This is a genomic window from Caulobacter sp. DWR3-1-2, from assembly GCF_049896225.1.
Classification (GTDB): Bacteria; Pseudomonadota; Alphaproteobacteria; order Caulobacterales; family Caulobacteraceae; genus Caulobacter.
Genome location: NZ_JAFCTW010000003.1, coordinates 20943 through 44296 on the forward strand (window position 1 = coordinate 20943; position 23354 = coordinate 44296).

22 protein-coding genes and 1 pseudogene are annotated in these 23354 nt (G+C 66.9%); 11 read left to right on the forward strand and 12 right to left on the reverse strand.

Annotated elements, in window-relative coordinates:
- Positions 1–267 precede the first annotated feature (267 nt).
- Positions 268–1635, forward strand: a pseudogene (locus ACP696_RS04685) (efflux RND transporter permease subunit); the annotation flags it as partial.
- 52 nt (positions 1636–1687) lie between these two features.
- Here ACP696_RS04685 and ACP696_RS04690 read toward each other — a convergent pair.
- From ACP696_RS04690 to ACP696_RS04715, 6 genes are all read right to left on the reverse strand, one after another.
- Positions 1688–2800, reverse strand: coding sequence for a sensor histidine kinase (locus ACP696_RS04690; RefSeq protein ID WP_426015009.1), 1113 nt, complete (start codon positions 2798–2800; stop codon positions 1688–1690).
- 481 nt (positions 2801–3281) lie between these two features.
- A complete protein-coding gene (locus ACP696_RS04695; RefSeq protein WP_426015011.1) occupies positions 3282–3941 on the reverse strand; it encodes a tetratricopeptide repeat protein in 660 nt (219 codons plus the stop codon).
- An 18-nt stretch (positions 3942–3959) separates the two neighbouring features.
- Positions 3960–4712: an SDR family NAD(P)-dependent oxidoreductase gene (locus ACP696_RS04700; protein ID WP_426015014.1), complete on the reverse strand. Its 753-nt coding sequence runs from the start codon at positions 4710–4712 to the stop codon at positions 3960–3962.
- On the reverse strand, positions 4705–5367 hold the full coding sequence (locus tag ACP696_RS04705; RefSeq protein ID WP_426015015.1) for a TenA family transcriptional regulator: 663 nt from the start codon (positions 5365–5367) through the stop codon (positions 4705–4707). The genes ACP696_RS04700 and ACP696_RS04705 overlap by 8 nt, the downstream gene beginning before the upstream one ends.
- 15 nt (positions 5368–5382) lie before the next feature.
- Positions 5383–6831 carry an AMP-binding protein gene (locus tag ACP696_RS04710; protein ID WP_426015016.1) on the reverse strand — a complete coding sequence of 483 codons (1449 nt, stop codon included), beginning with the start codon at positions 6829–6831 and terminating at the stop codon, positions 5383–5385.
- Complete coding sequence (locus tag ACP696_RS04715) at positions 6828–7541, reverse strand: thermostable hemolysin (protein WP_426015103.1); 714 nt, start codon at positions 7539–7541, stop codon at positions 6828–6830. The genes ACP696_RS04710 and ACP696_RS04715 overlap by 4 nt, the downstream gene beginning before the upstream one ends.
- A gap of 187 nt (positions 7542–7728) precedes the next feature.
- Here ACP696_RS04715 and ACP696_RS04720 point away from each other — a divergent pair, with 187 nt between their 5' ends.
- From ACP696_RS04720 to ACP696_RS04735, 4 genes are all read left to right on the forward strand, one after another.
- Positions 7729–8250, forward strand: a complete 522-nt coding sequence (locus ACP696_RS04720; protein WP_426015018.1) for an RNA polymerase sigma factor — start codon at positions 7729–7731, stop codon at positions 8248–8250.
- A 100-nt stretch (positions 8251–8350) separates the two neighbouring features.
- Positions 8351–9325 (forward strand): FecR family protein, encoded by a 975-nt coding sequence (locus ACP696_RS04725; RefSeq protein WP_426015020.1) that lies wholly within the window; start codon positions 8351–8353, stop codon positions 9323–9325.
- A gap of 29 nt (positions 9326–9354) precedes the next feature.
- A complete protein-coding gene (locus ACP696_RS04730; RefSeq protein WP_426015022.1) occupies positions 9355–11769 on the forward strand; it encodes a TonB-dependent receptor in 2415 nt (804 codons plus the stop codon).
- Positions 11770–11806: 37 nt separating this feature from the next.
- Entirely contained in the window at positions 11807–12508 is a 702-nt protein-coding gene (locus ACP696_RS04735; RefSeq protein WP_426015024.1) for a VIT1/CCC1 transporter family protein, read from the forward strand.
- Positions 12509–13131: 623 nt separating this feature from the next.
- Here the strand turns inward: ACP696_RS04735 and ACP696_RS04740 are convergent.
- The 6 genes from ACP696_RS04740 to ACP696_RS04765 are packed head-to-tail and all read right to left on the reverse strand — an operon-like array spanning position 13132 to position 17235.
- Positions 13132–13755, reverse strand: coding sequence for a class I SAM-dependent methyltransferase (locus ACP696_RS04740; RefSeq protein WP_426015026.1), 624 nt, complete (start codon positions 13753–13755; stop codon positions 13132–13134).
- Positions 13752–14018 (reverse strand): ArsR/SmtB family transcription factor, encoded by a 267-nt coding sequence (locus ACP696_RS04745; RefSeq protein WP_426015028.1) that lies wholly within the window; start codon positions 14016–14018, stop codon positions 13752–13754. The genes ACP696_RS04740 and ACP696_RS04745 overlap by 4 nt, the downstream gene beginning before the upstream one ends.
- Positions 14008–15264 (reverse strand): TolC family outer membrane protein, encoded by a 1257-nt coding sequence (locus tag ACP696_RS04750; protein WP_426015030.1) that lies wholly within the window; start codon positions 15262–15264, stop codon positions 14008–14010. The genes ACP696_RS04745 and ACP696_RS04750 overlap by 11 nt, the downstream gene beginning before the upstream one ends.
- A gap of 5 nt (positions 15265–15269) precedes the next feature.
- Positions 15270–15473 (reverse strand): YgaP family membrane protein, encoded by a 204-nt coding sequence (locus ACP696_RS04755; RefSeq protein ID WP_426015031.1) that lies wholly within the window; start codon positions 15471–15473, stop codon positions 15270–15272.
- Between the two features lie 2 nt (positions 15474–15475).
- Entirely contained in the window at positions 15476–15937 is a 462-nt protein-coding gene (locus ACP696_RS04760; RefSeq protein WP_426015034.1) for a thioredoxin domain-containing protein, read from the reverse strand.
- Positions 15937–17235, reverse strand: coding sequence for an NAD(P)/FAD-dependent oxidoreductase (locus ACP696_RS04765; RefSeq protein WP_426015036.1), 1299 nt, complete (start codon positions 17233–17235; stop codon positions 15937–15939). Before ACP696_RS04765 ends, ACP696_RS04760 begins: the two co-directional genes overlap by 1 nt.
- A 157-nt stretch (positions 17236–17392) precedes the next feature.
- Here ACP696_RS04765 and ACP696_RS04770 point away from each other — a divergent pair, with 157 nt between their 5' ends.
- The 6 genes from ACP696_RS04770 (at position 17393) to ACP696_RS04795 (ending at position 23348) form a co-directional block, all read left to right on the forward strand.
- Positions 17393–17737 (forward strand): ArsR/SmtB family transcription factor, encoded by a 345-nt coding sequence (locus tag ACP696_RS04770; protein ID WP_426015038.1) that lies wholly within the window; start codon positions 17393–17395, stop codon positions 17735–17737.
- A complete protein-coding gene (locus tag ACP696_RS04775; RefSeq protein WP_426015040.1) occupies positions 17737–18063 on the forward strand; it encodes a rhodanese-like domain-containing protein in 327 nt (108 codons plus the stop codon). The genes ACP696_RS04770 and ACP696_RS04775 overlap by 1 nt, the downstream gene beginning before the upstream one ends.
- A 140-nt stretch (positions 18064–18203) precedes the next feature.
- Positions 18204–19238, forward strand: a complete 1035-nt coding sequence (locus ACP696_RS04780) for an efflux RND transporter periplasmic adaptor subunit (RefSeq protein WP_426015043.1) — start codon at positions 18204–18206, stop codon at positions 19236–19238.
- Positions 19235–22456 carry an efflux RND transporter permease subunit gene (locus tag ACP696_RS04785; RefSeq protein ID WP_426015046.1) on the forward strand — a complete coding sequence of 1074 codons (3222 nt, stop codon included), beginning with the start codon at positions 19235–19237 and terminating at the stop codon, positions 22454–22456. Before ACP696_RS04780 ends, ACP696_RS04785 begins: the two co-directional genes overlap by 4 nt.
- On the forward strand, positions 22453–23016 hold the full coding sequence (locus ACP696_RS04790) for a Dps family protein (protein WP_426015048.1): 564 nt from the start codon (positions 22453–22455) through the stop codon (positions 23014–23016). Before ACP696_RS04785 ends, ACP696_RS04790 begins: the two co-directional genes overlap by 4 nt.
- Positions 23013–23348 (forward strand): ArsR/SmtB family transcription factor, encoded by a 336-nt coding sequence (locus tag ACP696_RS04795; RefSeq protein ID WP_426015050.1) that lies wholly within the window; start codon positions 23013–23015, stop codon positions 23346–23348. Before ACP696_RS04790 ends, ACP696_RS04795 begins: the two co-directional genes overlap by 4 nt.
- Positions 23349–23354 lie beyond the last annotated feature (6 nt).

A 23354-nucleotide genomic window follows, 5' to 3' on the forward strand; every position in this document is an offset into this window, starting at 1 on the left:
TTGACGAATTTTTTCTTCACGCGAACCGGAACCACTTCGCTCGAAAAATGCTCTAGCGCAGGCGCGGCCCAGCCTTCCGGATGGCGCCGAGCCGCGGATGGGCCCGGTCTCCACCGGCCTTGGCGAGATTGTCCACTACGCCGTCGACTTCAAGGACCCTGACGGCAAGGCTGGCAAAGCGACGGCGCGTTTCTAACCGAGGACGGCGAGCGTCTGACCGACGAGACCGCACGCCTGGCTTACCTGCGGACCGTGCAGGACTGGATCGTGCGTCCGCAGTTGCGCACCGTGCCCGGCGTCGCCGACGTCGACTCCCCGGGCGGCTACGTGAAGCAGTACGTGGTCGAGCCCGACCCGGCCAAGTTGACCGCCTATGGCATTTCCTACGGCGAGCTAGGCGAGGCGCTTGAAAAGGCCAACCTCTCGGTCGGCGCCGATTTCATCCAACGTTCGGGCGAGTCCTACATGGTGCGCGGCGACGCCCGCATCCGTTCGGCCGACGAGATCTTGCGCGCCGTCATCGCCACGGTGGCGCGCAACCTGACCGGGGGCGCGCTGTTGGTGATCGCCATTCTGTTCTTAATGCTAGGCAACTGGCGCGCGGCCCTGATCGCTACCCAGGTGATCCCGCTGTCGCTCCTCTTCAGCGCCAGCGGCATGAACGTCTTCAAGATCTCCGGCAACCTGATGAGCCTGGGGGCGCTGGACTTTGGCCTGATCATCGACGGCGCGGTCACCATCGTCGACAACACGCTGCGTCGCATGGCCGAGCGTCAGCAGCATGAGGGCAGGATCCTGAACCTGCAGGAGCGGTTGGAAGTTGCGCTGCGCTCGACCCAGGAAATGGTTTGTCCGACCGTCTACGGCCAGATCGTCATCCTCTTGGTCTTCCTGCCCTGCCTGACTTTCCAGGGCGTCGAGGGCAAGATGTTCTCGCCGATGGTCATTACCCTGATGCTGGCCCTGGCCTAGGCCTTCGTGCTGTCGCTGATCTTTGTGCCGGCGATGACGGCGCTGATGATCCACGGTCATATCTCGGAAAAGGAAGTTCCCGCCGTCGCCAAGACCAAGGAGGCCTACAACCCGTGGCTTTATCGCGCGGTCGCTCGTCCGTGGCCGTTCATCGGTGCGGCGGTCGGCGTCTTCGTTCTGTGCATGGTGGCGTTCAACTTCGTCGGACGCGAGTTCATGCCCATGCTCGACGAGCAGAACTTGAACCTGTCCTCGGTGCGCATTCTTTCAACCTCGATCGATAAGTCCGGAGAGCTGGACCTGCTGATCGAACGGGCGATGCTGACCCTGCCAGAGGTGAAGACCGTCTACTCGAAGGCCGGCACCGCCAGTCTCGCGGCCGACCCCATGCCCCCGAACGCCTCGGACAACTACGTCATTCTCAAGCCGAAAAAGGACTGGCCCGATGGCGTGAAGACCAAGGAGCAGGTGATCCAGCGGATTCGCAAGGCCACCGACCCGGTCGTCGGCAACTTCCATGACGCCACCCAGCCTATCGAGATGCGCTTCAATGAGCTGATCGGCGGGGTCCGTTCCGATGTGGCGGTCAAGCTCTATGGCGAGGACCTGGGGCAGATGACCGCGACGGCCGACCAGATCGTCAAGGTGCTGCGCTGCGTGCCGGGCGCTTCGGACGCCCGCGTGGCCCAAACCGAGGGCTTCCCAACCTTCGACATCAAGTTTCGATCGGGACGCCATCGGCCGCGGCGAGCGCCCGTAGCACAGCCAGGGGGCTGTCGAGTTGGTACACGATCCCGGCGGGCTCATATCGCACTTGAACCTCACCATGAAGTTGCCCGGCCAGGGCGCCGAGCAGACGCGTGCCAAAGCCTCGTCGGGTGGGCTCGATGACCACCGGTCCGCCGCTTTCCGTCCATCTCAGGCTGAAGAGCTGGGCGTGCTCATCGACCACGGACGTGATCTCAATGCGCCCCGTTGCGTTGGACAAGGCGCCATATTTGACCGCGTTCGTGCAGAGTTCGTTGAGGATCAAGGTGAGAGGCAGGACCGACGTGGGGCCGATTTCGACAAGCGTGGATCGGACCACAAAGCGCGGATGTTCCCTATTCTCGAAGGGTTCGACGGCCGAAGCGACGAGGTCGATCAATTTCGCTCCGGCTTCGTTAGCCTGGAGCATCAGATCCTGGGCTCGGCCCATCGCGGTCAGGCGGCTGGCGATGGCTTCGCCAGCCTCGTCCAGATTTCCCGCCGACCGCAAGCTTTGCGAGGTGATCGCCATGACCGTCGCCAGCATGTTCTTCATGCGGTGGTGCAATTCCTCAAACAGGAGGCGCTGCAGGCGCCTTGCGCCCTCCTGTTCGGTGGCGTCGATTCCGGCCGCCGCCACGAGGCGCGCTGAATCGCGTTTCGCGACCCGCAGCAATCCCCGCAGGTCGGAATTCTCCAACTCGAGCAGATCTCTGTTGGAGGTGTTTGTGATCTCCCGCATCGCGACGATCACAACGAGCCCGTCGGTGGATTGATACGGACTTAAGCTGATCTCCACCCGAATTTCAGTACCGTCCTTGCGTCGCGCGGCGAGGTCCAATCCCGCGCCCATCATCCGCGGACTCGGATCCCGCACGAACCGATCCATATGGCCCGAATGCAGGCTTCTGTAGCGATCCGGTACAAACACGTTCGCCGATTTGCCAAGGAGCTCACTGGAGCCGTAGCCCAACAGGGCTTCGACCCGACCATTGGCGAAGTTGATACGGCCAGCCTGGTCTACGACGACCACCGCATCCGGGTTGGACTCTGAGAACTCGCGATAGACACGCTGCGTCATGCGCGGCACAACAGGGCTTTAATGGGATTGGCAGCTAACTTGTGGCGCACGCGCGCGGCGTCCGACAAACAGCAGTCCAAGCGCCACGGGACGCTATCTTGGCATCGCCTGCCGTCACTCAGTGAAGCCGAACAGGTCAACCCGGGCACATCCTTACCTGGACTACACGCGTCCTCGTTCCACCCTGGCGCGTTATTCGATAAGTCTCGCCATCCTGAGTTCAGCCCGTGCGTTGCGCCAAGACGACCGACGGCGCCTCGCGTCAAGCCTCAGGCGCCGGCAATCGCTAAATCTTGGCCTGTCTGGAAGACGTTTGCGACGCATGGGCTTGTCGACGTCCAACAAGGGTAGCGGCGCCACGCCGATCGCCAGCCCGATCATCGGTTCCGACCACTCAAGCAAGTGGGCGCCGAGATAGACCCAGGACAGACCTATCGCGGCGCCCCTCGAAGCCGCCAATCGCTTACGAAGGCCATCAGGTCTAACCGTGAGCCTTTTTTCGCGCGGTCGCCAAAAGCTCCGCCGCCTGCGCCTTGCGCCCACGATCGGCCACCTCGCGCCCCGGACGGGCCGGCGCGTTGAGCGCCCGCTGCAAGGCGACCTCGGCGCCGACGTAGTCGCCCTGACGAATCAGGAAGTCGCCATAGAAGAAGTTGGAATCCACGCCGCTCGGATTGGCGGCCAGGGCCTTGGTCAGATAGGCGCGCGCCTTGCCCGCGTCGCCGAACCCGATCGGGAAGCCTGGCACTTGGGCATAGAGCGATCCCAAGCTGGTGTAGACCGAGCCGTCGCCCAGGGCGGCGGGATTGATCCTTTCAGCCCGCTCCAGCATGCCCCGCGCGCTCTTGGCCAGAGCCAGGCCGCCCATGCCGCCCTTGGCTCCAGCCTCGGTGGCCGTGGAGATCGCCTCCCAGACCAACGGCTCGGCGCGATTGGGATACTGCTTGGCCAGAGCGTCGGCGTCGGCCGCCAGCTTGGCTGCTTCAGTCGCTTGGGCCGACTTGTCGCGCACCTCGTAGTTCACATGGGCCCAGGTTCGGGCCAGGCCGTTGATGCGGCCGTCGAAAGCCGGGTCGGCGGCCAGAACAGGCGCGCCGACGAGCGAAACGGCCGCGATCACGGCCAACATGGAAAGTTTCATGGTCGAGGCTCCGAAAGATCAGTGGGAAAACAGCCGCGCGGCCTTGCGGTCGTTGGCCGAAAGGGCGTTGTCGACGAGGCGTGGGAAGAGGGCGTTGATCCGGACGAACAGGCTTTCGGGAAAGCCGAAATAGACGTCACGCTTGCGGCCCCGGATGGCCTCGACGATACGCGCGGCGATCTGCTCGGGCGGGTCCATGTTCATCTGGGTGAGCTTGGCGAACTCCATGACCGCGGGCGAGTTGAGCGCGGTCTTGACGGCGCGGGGCGCCACGTAGGTCACGTCGATCCCCGTACCCGAGAGCTCGCGGCGCAGCGCCTGACTGAAGCCGCGCAAGCCGGCCTTGGCGCTGGAATAGGTGACGAAGTGGGCGAAGTTGATCGAGCCGAAGATCGAGCCGACATTGACGATCTGTCCGCCCCCCGCCGCCTTCATCCTCGGCAACGCGGCCTGGGCCAGCCGCACCGGCGCGATCAGATTGACCAGGTAACTGGCCATCAGGTGCTCGGGCGTCTGGCGTTCGAACGGCCCAAAATGCTGAATTCCCGCCAGGTTGATGACGATGTCCCAGTCGCTGCGCGCCACCGCCGCGGCGGCGGCCTCGATCCCCTCGGGGGTCGAGATGTCGTGCTTGAGGAAGGCCACGCCATTGACGGGTTCGGCGCGATCCAGCACCACGACCTTCGCCCCCTCCGCCCTGAGCTGTGATGAGATCAGCGATCCCAAACCGCCGGCGCCGCCGGTCAGCAGAATGGTTTTGTCTCTAAACATAGACCACCCGATCATGAGGGATTGAGCGGAAGACGTCGGCGAAGCGGTCGAAGATCGCCTTGGCGACCTCGATGATCGCGGCCTGGTCGTCGGGGTCGGTTACCTCGTCCATCAACTTCTGGAAGAAAACGAGGTGCTCCATGTCCAGCGAGCCATGCGAGGTCAGGTAGCTGAAGCACTCCGGCCCCAGGTTCAGGTTCTTGGCCACCGCCTCAGCGCCCTGGGTCGCCAGGCGCACGCTGGTCCCCTCCAGCACGAAGACCATGCCGAAGAAGCCCATCGGGTTGACCTTGGCGATGTAGTCGTAGGCGAAGGCGACCATGCGACGGGTCGCCTCGCGGGGCTCGCCCAGCCGCACCGCCTCGGGATCGCCGCCGCAATGGCGAATGTCGTTGAGGATCCAGGCTTCGTGCCCCGTCTCCTCGGCGATGTATTCGTCGAGCGCATGGCGGAAACGGTCGCGGGCGTCATCCAACCCGGCCCGCGCCGCCTGCATCAGCGGCACGGTGTGCTTCACGTGGTGATAGGCCTCGGTCAGATAGGCGACATAGGTCTCGCGCGAGATGCGGCCGGTCAGACCGTCCTGGATCTGCGGCACGCTGGCCAGGGTCTGCTGACCCTCGGCGGTTTCGGCGACCAGTCTCTGGAAGAACATCAAGTCGGGCTCCTATTACGAGGCTTGGATGAAGTCGCTGTGACGCGACAGCAGGACCGCCCGACGCGGGCGGCCATTGTTGGTGAGTTCGCCGGCGGCCAGATTGAACGGTGCACGGATCTGCCAGCGCTTGATCTGGGCGTAGTCGGGCAAGGCCTGGTTAACGCGGGCCACCGCCCTGGCGATGGCCGCCTCGTCCATGTCCGGCAGCAGCGGCACGATCAGCGCGCCGAGCGCGGCCTGGGCCTCGCCGAACACCACCGCCTGGCGAATCTCGGGTTGGGCCAGCAGTTCGCTCTCGACCCATTCGGGCGCGACGTTGCGACCGAAGGCGGTGATGATGGTGTTACTGCGACGCCCCTCGATGCGCAGGAAGCCGTCGGCGTCCATGCCGCCCAGGTCCCCGGTGCGGACTTCGCCGGTGTTTAGCGCGCCGCCGGCGTAGCCGAGGAAGGGATGCGGCCCGACAACGATCTCGCCATCCGGGGCGATCTCGACTGTGAGGTGCGACAGGGGCCGCCCCACGGCGCCGGCCTTGCGGGCGGCGGGCGTGTTCAGCGCCACGACCGAAGCGCATTCGCTGAGGCCGTAGCCTTCGTAAACCGGCAGACCCAGGGCGTCGGCCTGGCTCAGCAGTTGCGACGACACCTTGGCCCCGCCGACCGCCACCAGGTTCAGCTGTGGAAAGCGCGCGCCGGAGAAGGTCATCACCATCAGCAGGGCCCGCAGCAGTTCAGGCACGACGATCAGGCTGGTCGCTTCCTCGGCGGCGATGGCGCCGGCCAGGGCCGGCAGATCGGGCCGGAATGGATTGTCCAGGCCCAACATCGCCGCCGGCAGCACATGGTAGCGCCCGCCGGCCAGCAGGGTCGTGTAGAGGCCCGCCACGTTCTCCAGCAGGATCGACAGCGGCAGCAGCGGCAGGTGACGTCCGGCATAGTCAGCGCCAATCGCCTCGACCAGCGAGCCGGCCACCATCTCCATCTGGGCTTGCGACAAACAGACGCCCTTCGGTTGGCCCGTCGAGCCGGAGGTGTAGGTGATCTTGGCCGTGCCCGTCGGCAAGGGAACCTGGGCCGTGCGACGCGGCTTCACGTCGATCGGCGCGCCCGCCACGACCATCTGGCCGCCCGCCTCGGCCGCCTCGATCAGCAGGGTCGCGCCGGCGTCGGCCAAGGCGTGATCGCGCTGGGCCAGGGTGAAGAACCCCGGCAGCGGCAGGCTGGGCCAACCCAGGCGGATCAAGGCCAGGTCCAGAATCACCCAGGCCGGCCCGTTGGCTAGCTGGATGGCGACCGGCGCGCCGGGGCGTACCAGCGGCGCGAAGGCGAACAAGGCCGTGGCCGCGTGGCGCACCGCCTCGCCCAGCTGGGCGTAGGTCCAGGTCGCCGATGGCGTGCTCAGCGCGATCGCATCGGGCGAGGCGCAAGCGTGGGCGTCGATCGCCCGCAGGACGCTGCTCATCGGCCGATCTCCGCGCAGGCCGGATGGAGGCGAGGCCGGATGTCTTGGATCTCGACGGGCTCGGCGACCAGCATCTGGCTCAGGGGCCGCAAGGCCGGACCGATCGCGCCGGCCAGCAGCTCCGGATCGCGCTCGTAATAGGCGCCCCACTCGGTGGCGGCCTCGCCCAGGCGGGAGGGCTCGGCGCGGGTCAGGACCTGGGTCTCGAAGCCGACACGGCCAAAACTGCGGCGCAGTTGGCGCGTGGCCGTGGCCACGGCGTGGGTGCAGCCGTGCTGATCGAGGTGGCGGGCCAGGGCCAGGAACAGGAACATCGAGGCGCCGACGCTGCCCGAGCCCAGATTGCCGATCTCGGCGACCCCGCAACGCGTCACCGGCTGGGCCAGCTTGCGGGTGATCGCGGCCTCGACGGGTTCGTCCAGATATTGCTCCAGGAACAGCGGTTCGGCAGCCGCAAACCGGAAGCCGACCGCGGCGTGGATACGCCCCTCGCCATCCTGGACGCTCATCAGCGTGGGATAGTGTCGGCTGATCACGCCATTGAACGCCGTGGCGTAGGCGGCCTCGAGATAGGCCTCCACGCGCAGCCGCTCGGGCCGCATCAGGTGATGGATCGAGATCACCTTCGGCGTCAGGCCGGTGAAGCGCCGCATGCGCGATTCGTCGAACCGCAAGCTGCCGCGCAGGGCGCCGTCGTCGATCATCATCACTTCCAACAAGGCCGGTCTCCACGTCCTGGCGGGCGTCGCGACGCCCTTCGATGAGCCATGACGACGTGCTGTCCAAACCGCCTCAAAGGGATTGCGATTGCGCCAGGAGGCGGCATCGGAAAGACTGGAGCGGTCGTCGGACTCCCGCCGACGCGCCGCGACCCCGGCCGGAGCTTGGATCGAGTCCTTGGACGACAGCGACGTCCATCCCCTGCTCGCCTGCTACCTCGAACGGCGGGAAGAGCTGGTGCGCTACTTTGGTGTACGGCTGCGGTCCGAGGAAGCCGCCCAGGACCTGGTGCAGGACATCTATCTGAAGATCACACCGCCGCCGGCCGCGCCGGTCGACAATCCCGCCGCCTATCTCTACCGGCTGGGCACGAACCTGATGCTGGACCGGATCAAGGTCCAACGACGAGCGGGCCAGCGCGACGCCCAGTGGCGCGGCGCGGGCGGTCCCAGCGCCACGGACTGGGAGACTGCCGACGAGCCCCGCGCCGACGACGCCCTGGCCGCCCGCCAGCGCCTGGCCCAGATTGTCGCGGTCGTGAACGGCCTGCCGCCCGCCGTGCAGGAGGCGTTCCGCCTGCACAAGCTGGAAGGCCTCAACCACGCCGAGACGGCGGCGGCCATGGGCGTATCGCGCTCCAGCGTCGAGAAGTACATCATGACCAGCCTCAAGCGCATCCTCGCCAAGGTCGGCCGATGATGTCCGGAAACCTTCTGAAGAAAGTTTGGAGGCGCCTGGGCGTTTGTGGCGTCATTGGGGCGAGCAACGAGGCTTGGGCCTCAGGGAATGGTGAGCACCGATGAGCGGCGCGGACGACATGACGGCGACCAACGCCCTGCGCGACGACGCCGTAGCGTGGCTGGTTCGCGTCCAGTCGGATCAGGCCGGCGCCGACGACTGGGCCGCGTTGACCGCCTGGTTGGAAGCCTCGGACGACCATCTCGTGGCCTTCGAACAGGTCGAAGCGGTCGCGGCGGAATTGTCCGAGCGCGCATACGAGATTTCTCCGGCCCTGAAGCCGGCGACGTCGCGGATCGTTCCTCTGCGGCGCCGCGCCGCCCTGCCCGTCTGGTCCGCTGCGGCGGCCGCCGCCGTGATCGCCCTCGTCGTCGGCCCGATGGCCTGGCGCGGTTATCAGGGGACGCCGACGGTCTACCAGACCCGCCCGGGCGAGACCCGCGAAGTGGCCTTGGCCGACGGCACCCACATCCGCATGGACGCCGCCTCGACCCTGACCGTCCGCCTCGGCTGGCGCGCGCGGCGCGTCGAGATGGCCGAGGCCCAAGCGACCTTCGACGTCGCCAAGGACCCCGGCCGCGCCTTCCTGATCTCGGTGGGCGACCAGCAGGTACGGGTCGTCGGCACCGAATTCAACATCCGCCACTACGACAAGTCCGTTCGGGTGACCGTGCGTCGTGGGATCGTCGAGGTGCGCCAGGCCGCCCTGGGCCAAACGCCCGTCGCGCGCCTGGTGGCCGGCCAGAGTTTGAGCCATGTCGAAGGCGCGCCGAGATCGGTCCAAACCGCGACCGACCCCAACCCCGCCTTCGCCTGGACGGAAGGCCGGATGGTCTGCGACGACGAGACCCTGGGCGACATGATCGCCTATCTGAACCGCCGCTATCCCGTGCCGATCAAGATTTCGCCCGCCCTCGCCGGCAAACGCTTCTCGGGCGTCCTGGAGCTGGGCGACGAGAATCTCGTGATCAAACGCCTCGCCAGCTACTTTTCGCTGTCCGTGCATCGCACCGACAGCACAATCGAACTACGGTAGCGCCGTCCTGAACATCGGAGGGTGTTTCGTTGCGAGCTGACGCATGGCGGCGCTGGGCGCTGGCTTCCAGCTTCGCGTGCGTGGCCGGATGGAGCAGCTATGCTTCGGCGGCCCAGCCCCGCTTGGCGTTCGACATCCCCGGCAAGCCCTTGAACGCCGCCCTGGTCGATTTCGCCATCCAGGCGAAGATCTCGATCAGCACGCAGGCCGCCGCCGGTTGCGCCCCGACCAGCCAGCCGCTTCGGGGTCGCTTCACCCTCCACGCCGGATTGACCAAGCTGCTGGCGGGAACCAACTGCGGCTTTCGGCTGATCGACGCTGGCGCCGTCGAGATCGTCCGCCTGCCACCCGCCAAGCCCGTCGCTCGAAAGGCCCTCCAAAGCGCGTCCGATCCTGCCACCTCACTCGGCGAGCTGGTCGTGGTGGCGACACGCCGCCTAACCCCCGCCGATCGCCTCGCCTACGCCGTCAGCGCGGTCGAGAGCTCGGCGATCATGGGGCAAGCCCTACGCGACGCCAACGACCTGGCGCTGGCCGTTCCGGCCATGACGGTCACCAATCTGGGTCCAGGGCGCGACAAGATCATGCTGCGGGGTTTGTCGGACGGACCGCTGACCGGCCGCACCCAGTCGATGGTCGGGCTCTATCTCGACGACACCCGGCTGACCTACAACGCCCCCGACCCCGACCTGCTGCTGATCGACATGGCCCAGGTCGAGGTCCTGCGCGGGCCGCAGGGCGCGCTCTATGGATCGGGGTCCCTGGGCGGCGTCCTGCACCTGGTCAGCGAGCAACCCCACGCGGATCGCTTCGAGGCCTGGGTCGCGACCAACCTCGGCGCCACGCACGGCGGCGACGCCTCCGACGGCCTGTCCGGCATGGTCAACCTGCCAATCCTCAACGGTCGCGGCGCGGTCCGCGTTGTGCTCTATCGCGATCAGCAGGGCGGCTATATCGACGACGCCGGGCTCGGCCTGAAGAACGTCAACCGCACGCTTCGCTCTGGGGGGCGGGTGAATGTGAAAGTCGACCTGGGCGACGGCTGGACCCTCACGGGCGGCGGCGGCGCCCAATTCATCAACTCGGACGACACTCAGTACGGGCTGGCGACCGAAGCGCCCTATACGCGTCGCAACCACGTGCGCGAGCCGCACGACAACGACTTCGCCGAGGCGCACCTGAATCTGAAGGGCCAGATCGGCGCCGTCCAGGCGCGTTGGACGATCTCGGCGGTCGATCACGACATCACCAGTCGCTATGACGCCACCGCCGCGCCGCCCATCTCCCCGGCTCCCGGCCCCGCGGCCTATGACGACGACGATCGCACCCACAGCCTGGTCACTGAGGGCTCGCTCGCGGCGGCCGATGACGCCCGCTTGCAATGGCTGGTCGGCGCCTTCCTGGCCCGCACTCAGCAGGACATCGATCTAGCGCTGACGCGTCTTGCCGACCTACCGGCCGAGGCCTTCGCGGAAAAGCGACGTGACACGCTTGACGAGGCGGCGCTCTACGGCGAGGCGACCTTGCCCATCGGCCGATCCCTGAGCGTGACGCTCGGCGGTCGGGTTTTCACCTCCAAGACCCGCGTGAACAGCCAAAGCACGGCCCTGACCGGAACGATCGCGCCGTTCTCGGGCAGCTTGGACCAGTCCGGATTCGCGCCCAAGGTAGTGCTATCCTATGCCCTTTCACCAAGCGCCTTGATCTATGTGCAAGCGACCGAGGGCTACCGAGCAGCCGGGTTCAACACGACCGGGCCGTCCGGCCAGGTCTTCTCCGCCAGCGGCCAGGCCGAGCCACGCCGCCTTTATGACAGCGACGAACTCTGGAACCTGGAGGCCGGCGGCAAGGTTTCCCTGCTCAACGGCCGCCTGCGCCTGCGGGCAACGGTCTTTCAGGCCAGTTGGAAGGACATCCAGAGCGACGAGTTGCTGCCCTCGGGCCTGCCCTACACCGCCAACATCGGCGACGGGCGCAACCTGGGTCTGGAGTTCGAAGGCGCCTACCGCGTGGCCGGACTGCGGTTGAACGCCAACCTGCTCTTCAACGCCCCCGAACTGGAGAAGGCCAACCCCGCCTTCCCCGCGCGTAAAGACGTCAGCTTGGCCGGCGTGCCCCATTCCGCCGGGGGGGTGACGGGCCACTATGACTGGTCGCTGGGTTCGGACCTGACCTTGGAGCTGGACGGTCGTTACGCCTATGTCGGCCATTCCCACCTGACGTTCGACGCGACGACCGCGCCCTTGATGGGCGGTTACGCGACCGGCCGCCTGGCCGTCGGTCTCGCCACCCGGCGCTGGCGAACGACCCTGGCCTTGGACAACCCGACCGACACGCGCGGCGACACCTTCGCCTATGGCAATCCGTTTTCTCTGCGATCGACCGATCAGATCACCCCGCTCCGCCCTCGCACCGTCTCTCTCAGCGTCCGCGTCGCCTATTAAGGCGCCAAGGTCGCGGCATTCATCAAGGAACGCCGCCATGCCCAGATCCTATCGCCACGCTGAAGCCCATCTGGTCTCTCGGATTGGATGGCTGCGCGCCGCCGTGTTGGGCGCCAACGACGGCTTGGTCTCCACCGCCAGCCTGATCGTCGGCGTCGCGGCCGCCTCGGCCAAGCCGAGCGAGGTGCTGGTCGCCGGCGCCGCCGCGCTGGCGGCGGGCGCCATGTCGATGGCGGCAGGGGAATATGTCTCGGTCAGCTCGCAAGCCGACACCGAAAAAGCCGACATCGCGCGCGAGACCCAGGAGCTGAAAAACGACGGCGAAGCCGAGCACGCCGAGCTGGCTCAAATCTACGTTGAACGCGGTCTTGAACCCGGGACGGCCAGGATCGTCGCCCAGCAATTGATGGCCAAGGACGCACTGGACGCTCACGCCCGCGATGAACTGGGCATCTCGTTGGCGACGGCGGCCCGCCCGGTGCAGGCCGCCCTCGCCTCGGCGGCGAGCTTCACGGTCGGCGCGGCCGCGCCTCTGATCGTCGTTGCGGTGGCGCCGGTGCCGATGATGGCGCCTGGCGTTGTGATGGTGACCCTAGCTTGCCTGGTGCTGCTCGGCGTGGCCGGCGCCAAAGCTGGCGGCGCGCCGCCTTGGCGCGCGGCGGCGCGGGTCACCTTCTGGGGAGCCCTCGCCATGATCGTGACGGCGGGTATCGGCCGGCTGGTCGGCACGGTCATCTAATGTGAGGGCGGCGCTTGGCGCCGCCCGCCGCAGCCGGTCCATCAAGTCGCCCAGCGTTTCGCAGCGGGCCAGGTCGCTGTCGGGCAAGACAGCGCCGCATTGGTCCTCCAAGGCGGCCACGAGGCCCAGGAATTCGTAGGCTGAGACATCGAGTTGGTCGAGCAAGTGCGATCGACCTAAGCGCCTCGGCATTTGACCGAGCGATCGGTTCGGCAAGGCCAGCAGAGCCGTTTCAGAAGCAGGATCGAAGAAAAGAGCCATGGTGACGTCCTCCTCCCGCAAGGACGACGGGCTTTCGCGCCTCCCTCGAAGGGTTCGTATGATCGCGACATTTTCCAAGTCCCGCGCGCTGAACTCACCTCAGAACTCGTCCCGCCAAGGTCGCGCGTGCTGCCGCAAGCAAACGGTCCGATGTCAAGAATGGCCCAGGTTCGGACGATTGGTTGAGGACCGAACACGCCGGCAGCATAGCGTTCGCAAAGGCGCGTCAAGGCTCGTGGCGCCAGGAGTCAAATTCGCCAATTGAAAGGGTCGCTTGTAGCGCTGGCGCGCACCCGCGGCACACCCTGCCTTACGATGCGCCCAATTGTCTGACGGCTACCGCTTGGGTGGAAGGGGTCGCCTCAGCCTCGCTGCGCAACGCCGAGCTCACACCAGCCCAACGGCTTGGGGGCCTTCGGGATATAGAACGCCTGATGGGTCTCGATCACGAACCCCGCCGCGATGATCGCCCCGCCGACCGGACGGGTCAGGCGGCAGCCGCCGGCCAGCGGCGTCCAGAACGGTTCGATGCGCCTCTGCCAGGCCACGACCTCCGGGTCGGGCGCCAGGCCATGCTCACAGAAGATAAATCGGCCGCCGGGCTTCAGAACCCGCCGCGCCTCGGCCAGCACGGCCCCTGGCGTATGAACCGAACACAGGGTGAAGGTGCAGACGACAGTGTCGAAGATTTGGTCATCAAACAGCAGTTGCTCGGCCGCCCCCGCCAGGACCTCGACCTTGAGGCCTTTGGGACGCGGCGCCGCCAGGGCCCGATCCCTCAGGCCCTCCGACGGATCAACCCCGGTGACGCTGCTAACCAGCATCGGATCATAAAAGGCCAGGTTCAGTCCGCCCCCGATCCCCAGTTCCAGAACCCGCCCTTGCGCCTGGGGAACGACCTTGGCGCGCAGCTTGGCTATCGCCCTCGCCCCGCAAGCGCAGCCAATAAGGCGCGGTAGGATATGGCGATCATAGAAGGACATCATGGCCGCTGCTCACCCTGCCGTTCCACTACTTTTAGGAGCGCCCTGGCCAGGGTCAAGGCCCCGTCGTCGACGATCCTGTAGGCGATCTCCGCATCGCGAAGGCGCGTCAGATGTTGCGACAGCGCCGATCGAGGGAGCGGCAGGTGGGCCTGCGGATCGCTGACCCGCAAGGCTCCGTCGCCTAGAGCCCGGAGAATTCGCAAGCGATGGATATTGGCCAACGCCCGCAGGATGTCGTCCGGCGGCGCCGGTTCATTGACCATGCAGCATCGCGTTGAGGCGGTAGGTCGAGACCGTAACGTCACCGCGTGCGGCGACCAGTGCGCTTGCGGCCGCCAGGGCCTCGCGTTGGGCGTCGAGAAGATCCAAGATAGGCTTTTGGCCGACCCGCACCTCGTTGCGCACGCTGTCCAGCGCGCTGGTCGCGGCTACGGCCTGGTCGGTGGCGGCGAGCATCACCGCGCGCGCGGTGGCGACATCGCCCCAGGCGCCGATCACCGTTTCGCGAACCTGGGCCCGCGCCGCATCGAGACGCGCCCGGGCGCCGCGAAGCTCCGCGCCGGCCTCCTCGATACGCCCGCTCGCCGCGCCCCCCGAAAACAGGGTCCAGCGCCCCTGGACGCCGACCGTCACGCCATCCGCGCTGTATCCGGGAAAGAACTGGTCGCGCGCCGTGCTGGCGGTGGCGGTGAGGGCCAAGCTCGGCAGACGCTCGGCCTTGGCATAGCGAACGCCGGCCCCAGCCGCGCGCTCGGTCGCCTGGGCGGCCAGCAGCATCGGGCTGGATTGGGAGGCCGTTGCGATCGCCTCATCGAGCGATGCGGGCGCCGCGGGAGGCGTGACCACCGTCTCCAAGTCGTCCGGCTCCGCCCCGACGACGGAGACGAAGTGGGCCCGACTGCGGGCCAGTTGACCCTCGGCCCGAGCCAGACCCGAGCGGCTCTCCGCCTGCCGGGCGGTGGCTTGGTCAAGGTCGGTGCGAGGAATTTCGCCGCCGTTGAAGCGTAACTTGGCTTGGCTTGTGATCGTCTCCATCTGCAGGACCTGGCTATGGCTCAGGACCAGCATGTCTTGAGCGCCGAGAACCCCGAGATAGGCCGCGGCCACGTCGGCGCTCAGCAGGGCCGTCGCGCCGCCGACCTGGGCCTGAGCCACGGCCCTGCCCTCCCCGGCTCGGGCGATGGCGGCGCTGACGCCGCCGCCTGAGAACAGCGGCTGGCGCAGTTGCAGCGAGGCCGCGCGGGGCGACACATCGCTCTGACCAAAGCCGAAGAAGCCGCCAAGGTCCGTCGTCCCGCTGGCGCTTTCGGCCGACAGGGTCAGACTGGGGAGGCGACCGGCGCGGGCCTGGGCCAAGCGCGCCGAGGCCGCCTCCGACTGGGCCTGGACCTGGGCCAAGCCAGGATTGGAGCGTCGCGCCAGGGCGATAGCCTCGGACAGGGTCATGGCCGCAGCGCCCTGAGACGCGGCGACGCAGGCCAGCAAGGTTAGGGCGAGCACGGCGCGCATCGGGCTCACCGGAACGCGACGCCCGGCTTGACGCCGAGCTTCTTGAACACCATCGCGGCGGGGCAAAAGCCAGTGAAGGCGGCCTGCATCATGTTGAGGCCAGCAAAGATCGGAAGGGCGATCCACCAGGGATGAACGAAGTGGGCCAAGGCGACGCCCACCAGAACGACCAAGCCGGCGAAGGCCAGAACCATACGGTCGATCGTCATGATCAACCTCCCTTTTCGGCCGAGGCGTTCGCCTGGGCCAGAGCCTGGTGCGTCCAGGCGACGATCTGGGCAGCGCTCATCAGGCCGGCGGACCGCGCGATGACGACCCCGTCTCGATAAAGCAGCAGGGCCGGAATGCCCGAGACGCCCAGCGCACCGGCGGCCTGCGGTTCGGCTTCGGAATTGAGCTTCAGCAATCGGACCTCCGGCTCGAGCCGAACGGCCGCAGCGGCGTACTGGGGCGCCATCGACCGGCAAGGTCCGCACCAAGGCGCCCAGACATCGACGAGCACTGCGCCGCCGCGGGTCTTGCCGGTGTGCGCGGCCAGTTGCGCGCCGCTCACCTCGACCGGAACGCCGGAGAACAGACGCTCGCCGCAGCGGCCGCACTTGGCCGCCAAGGCGTTTTTGTCTTCCGGGGCGCGATTGGTCGCGCCACAGGCGGGACACACAAGCTGGCGCATCACGACGCCCTTTGCGTCCCGGGCTTGATCTTCCGGATGCCCATCACGTCCAGGGCGAGCTTCTCATAGAACGGTTCGCTCTCGCCGCGCTTGACCTTGGCCAGGAAGTATTTCTCGAACCCGACCTTGGCCAAATGGACCCACTTGCCGCTGGCCGACCAGTTGACGTTGCGCGGCGGGATTTGGGGCTGGGCGACGAAAACCACGCCGCCGTCGCCGAAGTCCGCCAGGCAGATGGCGTTCCAGGTCGCCTCGTGCGTTGCGGGCTTGCCATCCAGGATCTCTTTGAAGTTGTGAGCGATGGCCGTGACCATGCTCTCGATCATGAAGCCGGTCTTGGGCACGCCGACCGGCACAGGGGTCTTGCCGGTCGGGGCGATGGCCACGCAGACACCCAGGGCCATAACGTTTTGGAACGTCGGATTGCGCTGGTGCTTGTCGACCAGAATAAAGCCACGCGGATTGGTCAGGCCCATGACGCCATGCACGGCGGCAACACCCCTGAAGGCCGGCAGCATCATCGAATAGGCAAACGGCAGGTCGTGGGTCGCCTTGACGGCGCCGTCATCGGCCACCTCTTCCACGTGCATCAGGCCCGCTTCGACCGAGGTCACGCGGGCGTTGGTGACCCATTTGATGTGCCGCTGGCGCATCTCGCTCTCCAGCAGGCCCTTCGTGTCGCCCACCCCGTCCAAGCCCAGGTGACCGACATAGGGCTCGGAGGTGACGAAGGTCATCGGCACCCTGTCGCGGATTTTGCGGCGCTTGAGCTCGGTGTCGAGGATCATCGCGAACTCGTAGGCCGGGCCAAAGCACGAAGCGCCCTGCACCGCGCCGACGATGATCGGACCGGGATTTTCCACGAAGCGGTCAAAGGCGGCGGCGGCGGTCTCGGCATGATCGACGTGACAGACCGACTGGGTGAAGCCGCCATGCGGCCCAAGGCCCGCAATCTCGTCGAAGGCCAGCTCCGGCCCGGTGGCGATCACCAGATAGTCGTAGTCGAGCAGCACGCCGTCGGTCAGTTCGAGTTGGTTACGCTCGGGCATGACCTTGGCGGCGCCGACGCCCCGGAAGGCGATGCCCTTTTTCTTGAACACCGGCGGCAATACGACCTCGATGGCTTCGCGCTTGCGCCAATGGACGGCGACCCACGGGTTGGACGGCACGAAGTGGAAGGTGTCGCCCTGCGAGACCACCTCGACTTCCGCCTTTTCGCCGACGGCCTGCTTGATCTCGAAGGCGGCGATGGCGCCGCCTAGTCCGGCTCCCAGAATGACGATGCGCGGCTTGGCCATGAGTTCATTCCTCCCTGAGCCGTTGGCTTGGAGCGGCAAGGTCCGCTCGATCCGATAGCCCGGCGTTGATTCAGATCACTTCGGACGGTGATGACCGGCCCTACGATAATCGCGACAATCCTTGACTGAATATTTGAATAGACGCATATGCGCAACTATGAAATTAGAGCCTCACGCCCTCAAGGCCTCTGCGGACGACGCCTGCGCCCTGCTCAAGGCGCTGGCCAATCCGCATCGGCTGATGATCGTCTGCGCGTTGATTGCCGGCGAGCAGTCGGTTGGCGCGCTGGCCCATCTCTTGGGGGTCCGCGAGACCCTGGCCTCGCAACATCTGGGTCTGCTGCGTCGCGATGGCGTTGTCGGCGCCCGGCGCGATGGCCAGACCATCTATTACGATCTTCGCGGCGGTCAGGCCCGCGCCCTGGTCGAGACCCTGTCGCGCCTGTTCTGCGCGGTACCCGAAGCCGCCGCCTACCCCGCCCCTCTCAAGGAGATGCATTGATGTTTGGATCGCCCAAGACCAAGGACCTCACCGCCCATCAGGTGAAGACCGCCCTCGACGCCCAGGAGATCCTGTTGGTCGATGTGCGCGAGCCGGCCGAGTTCGCCGCCGAGCGCATTCCTGGCGCGGTCAATATTCCGCTCTCGAGCTTTGATCCCAAGGCCCTGCCGGACGCCGGCGGCAAGTCCGTGGTGTTCAGTTGCGGTTCGGGCAAGCGCTCGGCCACTGCCGTGGAGTACTGCCAGAAGGCCGGCCATGCGCTGGACACCCACCTGACCGGCGGGATCACAGCCTGGAAGGCCGCCGGCCTCCCCACCGTCCGCTAGAGCATTTTTCGAGCGAAGTGGTTCCGGTTCGCGTGAAGAACAATGCGTCAAAACAAAAGATTGGAGCTCACGGCCTGACGCAGTCAGGTCGGGAAATGCTCTAGCCGACAATCACAAGACCAACCCCTGGAGCGGACGCCATGATGGCACGGCCCTATCTGATCAGCGCCTTGGGAGTCGCCTTGCTGCTCAGCGCCTGCGGCGTATCCAAGGAAGCTCCGGCGCCGGCCGCCAAGACAGCTCCAGCGGCCGACCGTCTGACCATCCGCGCCCAGACCGTAGCCGACCTCAAGCCGGTTCCCGCCACCCTGACCACACGCGACATGGCCGACGCCCGGGCGCGGATCGCCGGAACCTTGGTGGCGCTGAGCGTCAAGGAAGGCGATGTCGTCCGTCAGGGTCAATTGATTGGCCGGATCAAGGATGACCGGCTGGCGCTGCAGACCGGGGCGTTCGACGCCCAGGTCGCCGCCGCCGCCGCCGAAGCCGCCCGCGCCCGGGCCGACCTGGCCCGCACCCGTGATCTCTTTTCACATCGGGTCTATGCCCAGGCCCGCCTGGATCAGGTGGAGGCCCAAGCCAAGGCCGCCAGCGCCAACCTGACAGCCGCCCGCGCCCAGCGCGGGGCCAGCGCCGAACTTGGCGCCCAGGGCGCGATCCTGGCGCCGGCCTCGGGTCGGGTCCTGGTGGCCAATGTCCCGGTAGGCTCGGTGGTGATGCCCGGCCAATCGGTCGCCAGGATCACCGCGGGTCCTCTGGTCGTGCGCATCGAACTGCCGGAGGGCCAGGCGCGGGCCCTGAAGGTCGGCGACCCCGTGGACCTGGCCGCCGACGACCTCCGCGGCGTCGCCGCGCGCGGATCCATCACCCAGATCTATCCTTCGATCACCAGCGGCCAGGTTACCGCCGACGTCACCGCGCCCAACCTGCCCAGCGACCTGATCGGCCAGCGCGTGCGCGCTGCCGTCAAGATCGGCGAGCGTAAGGCGATCATCATTCCCCGGCGTTATGTCGCCACCCGTTTCGGCGTCGACTATGCGCGGCTGGTCGGGGCTGATGGCGTGATCTCGGAATCACCCATCCAGACCCGCGGTGCCGCCTCACCCGACGCCGTCGAGATCCTGTCGGGCCTGCGCCTCGGCGACATCCTGACCCCGGCAGAGGCCGCCCGATGAACCTGGGCCTCTCGGGTCGCCTGACCAAGGCGTCGATCAAGTCGCCGCTGACGCCGCTGATCCTGCTGGCGGCGATCGCCGTGGGCCTGCTGGCCCTGATTTCGATCCCCCGCGAGGAGGAGCCGCAGATCAGCGTGCCCATGGTCGACATCATGGTCGCCGCGCCCGGCCTGCGCGCCCCCGACGCCATCGAACTGGTTGGCAAGCCGCTGGAGACGATCGTCAAGAGCGTCGCCGAGGTCGAACACGTCTATACTTTTGCCGACGACAATCAGGTGATGGTCACAGCCCGCTTCAAGGTCGGGGTCGATCCTGACGCCGCAGCCGTGCGCATCCACGAGAAGATCCGCGCCAACTATGACCGCATTCCCGCTGGCATAGCAGAACCCCTGATCCAGACGCGCGGCATCAACGACGTGCCCAGCCTGGTGCTGACCCTGTCGCCCAAGCCCGGCGCCGCCGGCCAATGGACCGATCAGGCCCTGCATGAGCTGGCCGGCAAGCTGAGGACCGAGGTGGCCAAGGTCGACGACGTCGGCCTGACCTTCATCGTCGGCGGACGGCCCGAGGAGATCCGCATCGCGCCCGATCCGGCGCGCCTGGCCCAGCACGGCGTGTCGCTTGGCGCTTTGATGGACACCGTGCGTCAGGCCACCCGCGCCTTCCCAGCCGGCCAGATCCGGGGCGGCGGCCAGACGATCGACGTCACGGCCGGCCGCAGCATGACTAGCACGGTTGATATTGGCCTTCTGGCCCTGCCGTCCGCGAGCGGCCAGGCGGTCTTTGTCCGAGACGTCGCCGATGTCATCCAGGGTCCTCGCGAGGATCAGGCCCGCGCCTGGCGCTATGCCCGCGTCGATGGCGGCTGGAGCCAGGCGCCGGCGGTCAGCCTGGCCATCGCCAAGCGCAAGGGCGCCAACGCGGTCGTCGTTTCGCAGGCGGTGCTGGCGCGGGTCGAAGCCCTGAAGGGGTCTTTGCTCCCCGATAGCCTGGATGTCGCCGTGACCCGCGACTATGGCGCCACGGCAAACGAGAAGGCCAACGAGCTGCTGTTTCACCTGGGCTTGGCCACCCTGTCGATCGTGGTCTTGATCGGCCTGGCCATCGGCTGGCGCGAGGCGGCGGTGACCGCCGTGGTCATCCCGACCACCATCCTGCTGACCCTCTTCGCCTCCAACCTGATGGGCTACACCATCAATCGGGTCAGCCTGTTTGCCTTGATCTTCTCGATCGGCATCCTGGTCGACGACGCCATCGTCATGATCGAGAACATTGCGCGACATTGGGCGATGGCCGACGGCCGAAGCCGGATCGATGCGGCGGTCGACGCGGTGGCGGAGGTCGGCAATCCGACCGTGGTCGCCACCCTGACGGTGGTCTCGGCCCTGCTGCCGATGCTTTTCGTCTCGGGCCTCATGGGCCCCTACATGGCTCCGATCCCGGTCAACGCCTCGGCGGCCATGGTGTTCTCATTCTTCGTCGCCGTGGTCATCGCGCCCTGGCTGATGGTGCGTTTCGCCCGCAAGACGCTAAACGCCGACGGCCATGGCGCCAAGGGCGGCCACGACGGTGGCGGCAAGCTTGGCGGACTCTATCGCCAGGTCGCGGGCCGGGTCATCGCCACGCGCAAGAGCGCCTGGACCTTCCTGATCGGCGTGGGCCTAGCCACCCTGCTGGCCTGCGCCATGTTCGCCACCAAGACCGTGACGGTGAAACTGCTGCCGTTCGACAACAAGTCGGAGCTGCAGGTGGTGTTGGACATGCCGGAGGGAACCTCGCTGGAGGCCACGGCCCGAGCCTTGTCCGACGCGGCGGTGATCACCCGCGCCCTGCCCGAGGTCACGGCGATCGACGCCTATGCGGGCACGGCCTCGCCTTTCAATTTCAACGGCCTGGTGCGCCACTACTATCTGCGCAATCGCCCCGACCAGGGCGATCTATCGGTCGCCTTGGCCGAAAAGGGCGGGCGCAAGCGCTCCAGCCACGCCGTGGCGCTGGACCTGCGCGAGCGGCTGGCCAAGGTTGTGCTGCCGGGCGGGGCCTCGATCAAGGTGGTCGAGGCCCCGCCCGGACCGCCGGTGATGGCCACCCTGCTGGCCGAGATCTATGGTCCCGACGCCAAGACGCGGCGCGCCGTGGCCGAACGCGTCAAGGCCGCCTTCAAGTCCGTGCCCTACATCGTCGATATCGACGACAGCTACGGCCAGCCTCGGCCCGGCCTGCGCCTGATTCCCGACCGCGATCGCCTGGAGGCCCTGAAGGTCAATGACCGCGAGGTCCTGGACTCGATCAGCGCGGCTTTTGGCGGTCAGGTGGTCGGCTACGCCCATCGCGGCGAGGGGCGCGATCCCCTGGAGATTTCGGTGCGCCTGCCGCAGTCGGCGCGCAGCTGGGGCGAAGGTCTGGCATCCCTGCCCGTGGCCCAGAGCCAGGGTGGCCGGCTCGTGGCGCTGGGCGAGGTGGTCACCGCCACCCAGGAGGCCGGATCGACCCACATCTTCCGCCGCGACGGCCGCGACGTCGATATGATCATGGCCGAACTGGCCGGCGCCTACGAGGCGCCGATCTACGGGATGATGGCGGTCGATAAGGCGATCAAGACCGCCGACTGGGGCAATCTGCAAAGGCCCGACATTCGCATGAACGGCCAGCCGACCGACGAGAGCAAGCCGACCGTGCTCTGGGACGGTGAGTGGGAAATCACCTGGGTGACTTTCCGCGACATGGGCGCGGCCTTCGGGGTGGCGATCCTTGGCATCTATGTGCTGGTCGTCGCCCAGTTCAAGAGCTTCCGCCTGCCGCTGGTGATCCTGACGCCGATCCCCCTGACCCTGGTCGGCATCGTCATCGGCCACATCCTGTTCAAGGCGCCCTTCACCGCCACCTCGATGATCGGCTTCATCGCCCTGGCGGGGATCATCGTGCGCAATTCGATCCTGCTGGTGGACTTCATCCGCCACAGCCAGACCGGCGATCGGCCGCTGCGCGAGGTGTTGCTAGAAGCTGGAGCGATCCGCTTCAAGCCGATCGTTCTGACCGCCCTGGCGGCCATGATCGGCGCGGCGGTGATCCTGTTCGACCCGATCTTCCAGGGCTTGGCGATCTCGCTGCTGTTTGGCTTGGCCTCATCGACGGTGCTGACCGTGCTGGTGATTCCCGCCCTCTACATCGTCCTGCGCGATGACGACCGCCCGCAGGTTCCCAAGGAGTCGACATGACGAGCTTGGACATCGATATCGGCATCGCCTCGCCGGAACGCCAGGCCATCACCGAGGGGCTCTCGCACCTGCTGGCCGACAGCTACACACTGTACCTGAAGACCCACAACTATCATTGGAACGTCACGGGTCCGATGTTCCAGACCCTGCACACCATGTTCATGACCCAGTACACCGAGCTGGGCTTGGCGGTCGATGACATCGCCGAACGGATCCGCACCCTCGGCCATCCCGCCCCGGGCAGCTACGCGGCCTTCGCCAGGCTCTCCAGCATCGCCGAGGAGGACGCCGTCCCGCCGTCGCGCGAGATGATCATCAATCTGGCCAAGGGACACGAAACCGTGACGCGCACGGCCCGAGGGATCTTCCCGATCGCCAAGGCGGCTAGCGACGAGCCGACCTGTGACCTGCTGACACAGCGCATGCAGGTCTCGGAAAGACCGCCTGGATGCTGCGCAGCCTTCTCGACCCGGCCTAGACGACAGGCAGGGCGGTCACCGTCGGCGTCCGCCCAACGCCCTCTTGAACCTCTCTGCGTATCTTCTAAATTAAGCACATGAGCAAGCTCGCCCTCTCTTCGCCGGTCGATGATGTCCAGGATCTCGCCGCCAGCGCCCATGCCGCCGCGCGTTTGCTCAAGCTCCTGGCCAGCGAGCAGCGCCTGCTCATCCTCTGTCGTCTGATCGATGGGGAGGCCTCGGTCGGCGATCTGGCGGTCCATGTTGGAATGGCCCAGTCGGCGACCTCCCAGCACCTTGCCAAGATGCGCGCCGAGGGCTTGGTTGCCACCCGGCGGGAAGCCCAGAACATCTTCTATCGACTGGCCGATCCCGCCGCGATGCGCGTGCTTGAGACGCTGTGCGAGGTCTATCGCGGGGTTGGGACGCGCTGAGCCTCG

Coding starts and splice junctions, on each gene's coding strand:
- ACP696_RS04765 (WP_426015036.1), bottom strand. CDS start 17,235: ATGGCCAAGCCGCGCATCGTCATTCTGGGAGCCGGACTAGGCGGCGCC.
- ACP696_RS04755 (WP_426015031.1), bottom strand. CDS start 15,473: ATGACGATCGACCGTATGGTTCTGGCCTTCGCCGGCTTGGTCGTTCTG.
- ACP696_RS04775 (WP_426015040.1), top strand. CDS start 17,737: ATGTTTGGATCGCCCAAGACCAAGGACCTCACCGCCCATCAGGTGAAG.
- ACP696_RS04795 (WP_426015050.1), top strand. CDS start 23,013: ATGAGCAAGCTCGCCCTCTCTTCGCCGGTCGATGATGTCCAGGATCTC.
- ACP696_RS04690 (WP_426015009.1), bottom strand. CDS start 2,800: ATGACGCAGCGTGTCTATCGCGAGTTCTCAGAGTCCAACCCGGATGCG.
- ACP696_RS04735 (WP_426015024.1), top strand. CDS start 11,807: ATGCCCAGATCCTATCGCCACGCTGAAGCCCATCTGGTCTCTCGGATT.
- ACP696_RS04710 (WP_426015016.1), bottom strand. CDS start 6,831: ATGAGCAGCGTCCTGCGGGCGATCGACGCCCACGCTTGCGCCTCGCCC.
- ACP696_RS04785 (WP_426015046.1), top strand. CDS start 19,235: ATGAACCTGGGCCTCTCGGGTCGCCTGACCAAGGCGTCGATCAAGTCG.
- ACP696_RS04770 (WP_426015038.1), top strand. CDS start 17,393: ATGAAATTAGAGCCTCACGCCCTCAAGGCCTCTGCGGACGACGCCTGC.
- ACP696_RS04740 (WP_426015026.1), bottom strand. CDS start 13,755: ATGATGTCCTTCTATGATCGCCATATCCTACCGCGCCTTATTGGCTGC.
- ACP696_RS04780 (WP_426015043.1), top strand. CDS start 18,204: ATGATGGCACGGCCCTATCTGATCAGCGCCTTGGGAGTCGCCTTGCTG.
- ACP696_RS04750 (WP_426015030.1), bottom strand. CDS start 15,264: ATGCGCGCCGTGCTCGCCCTAACCTTGCTGGCCTGCGTCGCCGCGTCT.
- ACP696_RS04760 (WP_426015034.1), bottom strand. CDS start 15,937: ATGCGCCAGCTTGTGTGTCCCGCCTGTGGCGCGACCAATCGCGCCCCG.
- ACP696_RS04790 (WP_426015048.1), top strand. CDS start 22,453: ATGACGAGCTTGGACATCGATATCGGCATCGCCTCGCCGGAACGCCAG.
- ACP696_RS04695 (WP_426015011.1), bottom strand. CDS start 3,941: ATGAAACTTTCCATGTTGGCCGTGATCGCGGCCGTTTCGCTCGTCGGC.
- ACP696_RS04700 (WP_426015014.1), bottom strand. CDS start 4,712: ATGTTTAGAGACAAAACCATTCTGCTGACCGGCGGCGCCGGCGGTTTG.
- ACP696_RS04725 (WP_426015020.1), top strand. CDS start 8,351: ATGAGCGGCGCGGACGACATGACGGCGACCAACGCCCTGCGCGACGAC.
- ACP696_RS04745 (WP_426015028.1), bottom strand. CDS start 14,018: ATGGTCAATGAACCGGCGCCGCCGGACGACATCCTGCGGGCGTTGGCC.
- ACP696_RS04705 (WP_426015015.1), bottom strand. CDS start 5,367: ATGTTCTTCCAGAGACTGGTCGCCGAAACCGCCGAGGGTCAGCAGACC.